The organism is Desulfobacteraceae bacterium (assembly GCA_022340425.1).
In the GTDB taxonomy this organism is placed as follows: Bacteria; Desulfobacterota; Desulfobacteria; order Desulfobacterales; family JAABRJ01; genus JAABRJ01.
In genome coordinates this window covers 1-7,502 of sequence record JAJDNY010000078.1, presented here as the reverse complement: position 1 = coordinate 7,502, position 7,502 = coordinate 1, and the positions used below count along the sequence as shown (strand labels likewise).

Annotated in this window: 4 protein-coding genes; all 4 read left to right on the top strand. The window is 64.6% G+C overall.

The genetic code is table 11. The features are described from left to right. Positions 1 to 946 (top strand): formylglycine-generating enzyme family protein (locus LJE63_07335; protein ID MCG6906421.1); only part of this gene is annotated, 946 nt, incomplete at its 5' end. Between the two features lie 83 nt (positions 947 to 1,029). After that, positions 1,030 to 1,926, top strand: a complete 897-nt coding sequence (xerD, locus tag LJE63_07330) for a site-specific tyrosine recombinase XerD (protein MCG6906420.1) — start codon at positions 1,030 to 1,032, stop codon at positions 1,924 to 1,926. A 189-nt stretch (positions 1,927 to 2,115) separates the two neighbouring features. After that, a complete protein-coding gene (locus LJE63_07325; GenBank protein MCG6906419.1) occupies positions 2,116 to 3,777 on the top strand; it encodes a PfaD family polyunsaturated fatty acid/polyketide biosynthesis protein in 1,662 nt (553 codons plus the stop codon). 102 nt (positions 3,778 to 3,879) lie between these two features. Continuing rightward, the coding region (locus LJE63_07320) for an acyltransferase domain-containing protein (protein MCG6906418.1) at positions 3,880 to 7,502 on the top strand (3,623 nt) is incomplete at its 3' end.

The following is a 7,502-nucleotide window of genomic DNA, read 5'->3' as shown; positions in this document are numbered from 1 at the left end:
ACCCGCCGATTCCGCATCCCACAGCCAAAGCCCCAATGGGATGGAGATCGGCCTTCCACTGGACGCTTTGGAGCAGATCGAAGACGACATCCCCATCGATCCCGAGGATCTTCGCAGCCAGAAACTTCTGGCTGAAAAATTCGACGGCTTCCTTGGGGTCATGGAACGCTACTACAATCAGTACCTCCTGATTGCCGAAAAAAACTATGTCGTCGGCAGTCAAAATCCGTTAAAGGGGGAGCTGGAGGCGCACAGCGTCCAATTGCCTGCCTTCTACATGGGCAAATTCCCCGTAACCAACGCTCTTTTCGAGGTGTTCGTGGACCGCACGGGCTACGTCACCACCGCCGAGCGGCGTGGCGAAGCCACCGTCTACCAGGCCCGTTTTCAGAAAACGGTGGATCCCGAGAGCGGGCGGATAAAATCGGTCTGGCACGCCTTTCACCAGCGAGATGTGGTCAAAGGGGCCTGCTGGTATCAGCCCTTCGGGCCTGGCAGCGGCCTGCACGACAAGCGCAACCACCCGGTGGTTCAGGTCAGCCTGCAGGACGCTTTGGCCTTTGCCGCCTGGACCGGCAAACGGCTGCCGCGGGAGGTGGAATGGGAGGCGGCGGCCCGGGGCAGCGAGGGGCTTCTTCTACCCTGGGGCGACCAGTGGCTGGATGACCGCTGCAACACCGAGGAAACCGGCATCGGAGACACCGCCCCGGTGGACCGTTTTCCGGCGGGGGCCAGCGCCCTGGGAATTTGCGACTGCCTCGGCAACGTCCTGGAGTGGACCCTGGACGCCGCCCCAGCGCTTTTCGAGGGCGGCGGGCAGCCGGCCGCCCTCATCGCCAAGGGTGGCAGCTGGATATCGGACAACAGCGTCCGGCTCCATTCCCGCTTTCGGGTGTCGGCCGATTTTTGCGCCAACATCCTCGGTTTTCGTTGCCTGGCGGAGTGACAGGGGACCGCGCTACCGACCTGAAGCCGGTGAACTTCCGTTTTAGATCAAACGTGAGACCCACCATTACCTGGAGCCCAACCATGGCCCAGCTGGATGAACTGGCCGACCGCTACATCACCTACTTGCTGGTGGAAAAGGGTCTCGCCCGCAAAACCATCGAATCCTACAGCCAGGACCTGGCGCGCTATTTCACCTTTTTAAAGGAGAACGGCGTTAAAAATCTCAGCGAAAACGACACCGTGCTGCTGCTGAAGCACCTCATCGAGCTGCGCAACGCCGGCCTCGCCGCCCGCTCGCGGGCCCGGCACCTGGTCACCCTGAGAGGTTTCTACAAATTTTTGACCCGTGAAGGCCTTCTCGCCAGCGACCCCACCCGCCTGATCGATCTGCCCAAAACCGGCCTGAAACTGCCGGAGGTCTTTTCGGTAACGGATATCGGACGCCTCCTGACGGCGCCCGACCCCAATACCCCCCGCGGCTCGCGCGATGCCGCGATGTTGGAGCTTCTGTATGCCGCGGGTCTGCGGGTGTCGGAGCTGATCGGTTTAAAACTCCAGCAGGTGAACCTGGAGGCGGGGTTTGTCCGGGTCGTGGGCAAGGGCGCCAAGGAGCGCATCGTCCCCATCGGGCAGCACGCGCGCCGGCAAATTCAAGCCTACCTGGAAGCCGGTCGCCCGATCCTTTTGAAATCGCTCGTCAGCCCTCACCTTTTCGTGGCGAGGGCGGGGCGGCCTATGACGCGCCAGGGGTTCTGGAAACTCCTGAAACGCTACGGACGCAAAGCAGGTATCGTCAAAGAGATAACGCCTCACAGTTTGCGTCATTCTTTCGCCAGCCACCTGCTGGAGGGCGGCGCGGATCTCAGGGCGGTCCAGGTCATGCTGGGCCACGTGGACATCGCAACCACCCAAATTTACACCCACGTCGCCAAGGAGCACATTCAAAAAGTACACGAGGCCTGCCACCCGCGCGGGTAGTCCGCTATTATTGGACTTTTAGCAGGCCATGATTCTTGACACTTTTTACGTGTTTGGTTATTCTGCGCCGTCAAGGCATGGGAACTCAAGCGTGATTTGCTGCCCGGCTTCCGTTACGAGTCGGCAGGTTTTACCAGAGCCCCTTGATTATAGCCTTTAAACATCCGAATTTTTTATATAAAATAATAAATGACGCACAATCTGCCCACCCCGAAAGCGGTCCTGGGCTGGTGGGAGCGTGGTGCGGCCGCCCCTCAGGCCGAACCGGACGTCATCCTCGCCGCCTTGCGGACGCCGGCCGCCCCAATGGCCCTCGTCTACCTTGACGGCCGGGCCGCCCTGGCCGCCGGCGGACGGGTTACCTTGGGCGAATTCAACCCGCCCAAGGAAGGGCTGCCCCTCAGCGCTATCGTCCCCCCCCTGTTGCCCCACGCCCTGGGCGACCCCGGTTTCAAAAAAGCATTCGGCCTGCGTTACGCTTACGTCATGGGGGCCATGGCCAACGGCATCACCTCGGTTGCGATGGTTAAGGCGGCCGGTGAAAACGGCATGATCGGGTTCTTCGGCGCCGCCGGGCTCGCCCCCCCCCAGGTCGAGGCCGCCATCCACCAAACCCGGGAAGCCCTCCCCGACCGCCCCTTCGGCTTCAATCTGATCCACAGTCCCCAGGACCCGGATCTGGAGCTGCGCATCGTCGAACTTTATCTGGAAAACGGCGTGAGCTGCATCAGCGCCTCGGCCTACCTCAATTTGACCCTGCCGGTGATTCTCTACCGCGTCAAAGGGATCCACCGCGGTCCGGACGGTGAGATCGTCTGCCCCAACAAAATCATTGCCAAGATATCCCGCGTTGAAGTTGCCAGCCGTTTTTTGGCGCCGCCCCCGACCAAGTTTCTGGCCGAGCTGCGCCAGCGGGGTCTCATTTCCCCGACAGAAGCCGAACTGGCCGCACATATCCCGGTCGCAGACGCTTTGACCGCCGAGGCCGATTCAGGCGGGCACACCGACAACCGGCCGGCTCTGACGCTGCTGCCCACGATGCTCGCACTGCGCGACCAAATCACGTCCCAGCACCACTACTCACGGCAGGTCTGGGTGGGGCTTGGAGGCGGCATCGCCACCCCCCAGGCCGTGGCGGGCGCCTTCGCCATGGGTGCGGCATTCGTTCTGACAGGTTCGATCAACCAGGCCTGCCTGGAATCGGGAACTTCGGACACGGTCCGCCGGATGCTGGCAGAGGCCCGCCAGGCGGATGTCACAATGGCACCCGCGGCGGACATGTTCGAGATGGGGGTCAAGGTTCAGGTGCTCAAACGGGGCACCATGTTTCCCCTGCGGGCCGCCAAGCTCTATGATCTCTACCGTGCCTACGAAACTTACGACCAGATCCCGCCCAAGGAAAAAGCGCTGCTGGAAAAGGAATATTTCCGTTGCAGCTTTGAAGCGGAATGGGAACAAACCCGGGCCTTTTTCGACCAGCGCGACCCGCGTCAAAACCAAAGGGCTGATCGTGACGCGCGTCATAAAATGGCTCTGGTGTTCCGCTCCTACCTTGGCCAGTCCTCCAACTGGGCCAACCAGGGAGACCCCACGCGCGTTCTGGACTACCAGATCTGGTGCGGGCCGGCGATGGGGGCCTTCAACGAATGGGTCAAAGGCAGCTTCCTGGAACGGCCCGAAAACCGCAAAGTCGTCACCATCGCGCACAACCTGCTGTTCAACGCCTGCGTGCTGACGCGCTACAACTGGCTGCAAAGCCAGGGGGCGGGTCTGCCCGCCGAGATGGCCCATTGCCCGCCGCTGCCGCTGGATGAAATCGCCGCCCGTTGCAGCGGGGGAAATGCCCTGTGAAAACCCTGCCCGTGGGGCGTGAATTTTTTGTCAGCCCTCGGCTCCAGGAAGGTTTCTCTTCCTGCAACCCCATGCGGATGCGCCGCCTCGGCCGCATGAAAAATGATTCTTGATGCCGCCATGACTTTTGAAAAGCCAAACCAAACGGCCATTGCCATCATCGCCGCCGCAGGATTTTTCCCCAAAGCGCCGGGGCTCAGAGATTACTGGCACCTGCTTTTCCAAGGGGTGGATGCCATTTCGGAAATTCCCGCTTCCCACTGGTCCCCCGGGGATTATTACGACCCGGACCCCCAAAAAGCGGACCACGTCTACTGCAAGCGTGGCGGCTTCCTGGAGCCCGTCGCCTTCGACCCGGCCGAATTCGGCATTCCGCCCGCCGCCTTGCAGGCCACCGACACCTCCCAACTTTTGGGCCTTCTGGCGGCCAAGCGCCTGCTGGAGGCCGCCGGCTACGGAGAGGGGCGCGAATTCGACCGGGATCGCACCAGCGTCATCTTGGGCGTTACGGGCACCCAGGAACTGGTGATCCCCCTGGGCGCCCGGCTGGGCTACCCGGCCTGGCGCAAGGCTCTGGAAAGCGCCGGGCTGCCCCCTGAAACGGTCCGGGCCGCCCTGGAGCGCATGGCGGAGGCCTACATCCCCTGGCAGGAGAATTCCTTTCCCGGGCTGCTCGGCAATGTGGTTGCCGGCCGCATCTGCAACCGCCTCAACCTGGGGGGCACCAACTGCGTGGTGGACGCCGCCTGTGCGAGCTCCATGAGCGCCGTCCACCTGGCCGTCATGGAACTCCAGGCCCGGCGCTGCGACATGGCCATCAGCGGCGGGATCGACACCCTGAACGACATCTTCATGCACATGTGCTTCGCCCGAACCCAAACCCTTTCCAAGACCGGCGATGCCCGCCCGTTTGCCGCGGCGGCCGACGGCACGGTGCTCGGCGAGGGCGTCGGGCTGCTTTTGCTCAAACGATTGGCGGACGCTGAAGCCCACGGCGACACGATCCTGGCGGTGATCCGGGGGGTCGGCTCCGCCAGCGACGGCAAGTCCCAGAGCATTTATGCCCCCCGACCGGAAGGCCAGGCCAAAGCCCTACGCAAGGCTTACCGTGACGCCGGTTTTAAACCTTCCACGGTGGGCTTGTTGGAAGCCCACGGCACCGGGACCCGGGTCGGCGACCGAGTGGAATTCACTGCGTTGTGCGATGTTTTCGGTGAGTCGGGCCCCCGCCCCACCCCCTGCGCCCTGGGGTCGGTCAAATCCAACATCGGCCACACCAAGGCTGCCGCCGGGGCGGCTGGGCTGATCAAAGCGGCCCTGGCCCTGCACCACAAGGTGCTGCCCAAAACGCTCAAGGCCGACACCCCCGACCCGGATCTCGGAATTGCGGAAAGCCCCTTTTACCTCAACACCGAAACCCGGCCCTGGATTGCCGCCGATGGCCATCCCCGCCGTGCTGGGGTCAGCGCCTTCGGCTTTGGCGGCAGCAATTTTCACCTGGTCCTCGAGGAACACAGCCCCCGGAAAACCGCCGTGGCCTGGGATGGTTCGGTGGAGATCGTCGCCTTCTCGGCAGCGGATGCCGAAGGGCTCCGGTCGCGGCTGCAGGAAGCCGCCGCCGCCTTGGAGCCTTCGCCCCCGCTCGCGGAAATTGCGCGCCTGGCCGATGACAGCCGCCGCTCTTTTTCAACCCGGGATGCCCACCGCCTGGTGCTCACCATCCAGCGGCCGCCGGCGGCAACCAGCGCCCAGGCGGCGGCGGCCTTTGCCGGTAGCCTGCAGCATGCCGCCGAACTGCTCGCCCAAAATGGTTGCGACCACTCTTGGGGGCAGGCCGGCGTCTTTTACGGGTGCGGTGCGCCGGCCGCAAAAGCGGCCTTTCTCTTTCCGGGCCAGGGAAGCCAGTACGTCGGGATGGGGCGGGATCTGGCCTGTATTTTCCCCGAAGCGCTGGCGGCCTTCGAAGCGGCCGATCGCGCCTTGGAAGGCTCTCCCAAGCTGAGCGAGATCGTATTCCCCTCTCCCGCCCGCAACGACCGTGAAAAGGCCGCCCAGGAAAAAATCCTGCGCCAGACCGACAAGGCCCAGCCGGCCATCGGCGCCCTCAGTCTGGCCATGCTGGCGGTCTTGGAGCGGTTCGGCGTCCACCCGCAGGCGGCCTGTGGGCACAGCTTCGGCGAACTGACAGCCCTGCATGCCGCCGGCCGCCTTTCCGTCGGCGACTTTCTGGCCCTTTCGGTCGCCCGCGGCAAAGCCATGGCTGCGACGGCCCGCCCCGAAGGCGATACATCCCAAACGTCCAGCGGCGCCATGTTGGCCGTCAAAGCGCCCTTGGCGGAGATCGCCGATTTGCTGGCGGAGCTGGATCTCCCCCTGGTCCTGGCCAACCGCAACAGCCCCGAGCAAGGGGTCATTTCCGGGGCGGTGGACGCCATCGCCGCCGCCGAGCGGGCCTGCCAAAAGCGGGGCCTCCAAACCCGCCGTTTGCCGGTCGCGGCCGCTTTTCACAGCCCGCTGGTGCAAAGCGCCCAGGTTCCTTTTGCCCAGGCGCTGGCGCAGGTTGAAATGGCCGAAAGCACCGTCCCGGTCTATGCCAACACCACCGGCCGCCCCTACCCCGCCGACAGCGCCGCGGCACGGGCCCTGCTGGGAGGCCAACTGGTCAAGCCGGTGGACTTTGTGGGCGCCATCGAGGCCCTCCACCGCGACGGGTTTCAGACCTTCGTGGAGGTCGGCCCGAAATCGGTTCTGACCGGGCTTGTCAAGGCGACCCTCTCCCAGAAACCCTTTCAGGCCGTGGCCCTGGATCCTTCGGCGGGCACCGCCTTCGGCCTGGGGGACCTCGCCAAAACCCTCAGCCAGCTGGCGGCCTGGGGTGTTGCGGTAGATCTGACGGCATGGGAAGAGGCGCCGCCGGCCTCCCGCAAGGCCGTCATGACGATTCCCATTTCAGGGGCCAATCTGAAGCCGGCCCCGAAAGCGGCGATTCCGCCGCCCCCGGTGACTGCCACCCCCCGTACTGGGGTCGCGACCGAGCCCCACAGCCCCGCGCCGCGCGCAATCGAGGCGGGTATGGCCCCTGCCACCCGGCCGGCGGCTTCCCCGGCACCAGCCCAGGCACATTGCGGCGCAGCGCCAGGCGCCTTGTCCTCACCCCCGAACCCTAACAACGATCGCGCCATGGACACTCACACCAACCACGGCCGCCGCGGTTTTGCCGCGGAGGCCTTCGAGGTCGTGCGGGAAGGGTTGAAATCGATGGAGGCCCTTCAACACCAAACCGCCGAAGCCCATCAGAAATTTTTGGACACCCAGACCGCGGCCAGCCATTGCCTGCAGCGCATGCTGGACAGCATCCAGCGCATGACCGACGCCGCCCTGGGAAATCCCGGGCATCACGATAGCACCCTCGATTCCGGAAAGGTGCGGCCGGCCGCCCCAATGCCGCCCCCGGCGGCGGCCGCACCCACACCAGCCGGCGCCCCACCGGGGGAAGCGCCCCGGCCCATTTCTATCGCCCCGACGGTCCCCGGGGCCCCACCCGCCGTACCGCAGCCGGTGGCGCCGTCTGCACCTGTCGAGGCTCTCGAGGCCCACCTGCTTTCCGTGGTCTCCGAGCTCACCGGTTACCCCGCCGAGATGCTCAGCCTGGAGATGGACATCGAGGCCGATCTGGGCATCGACTCCATCAAACGCGTGGAGATCCTCTCCGCCCTGGAGGAGCG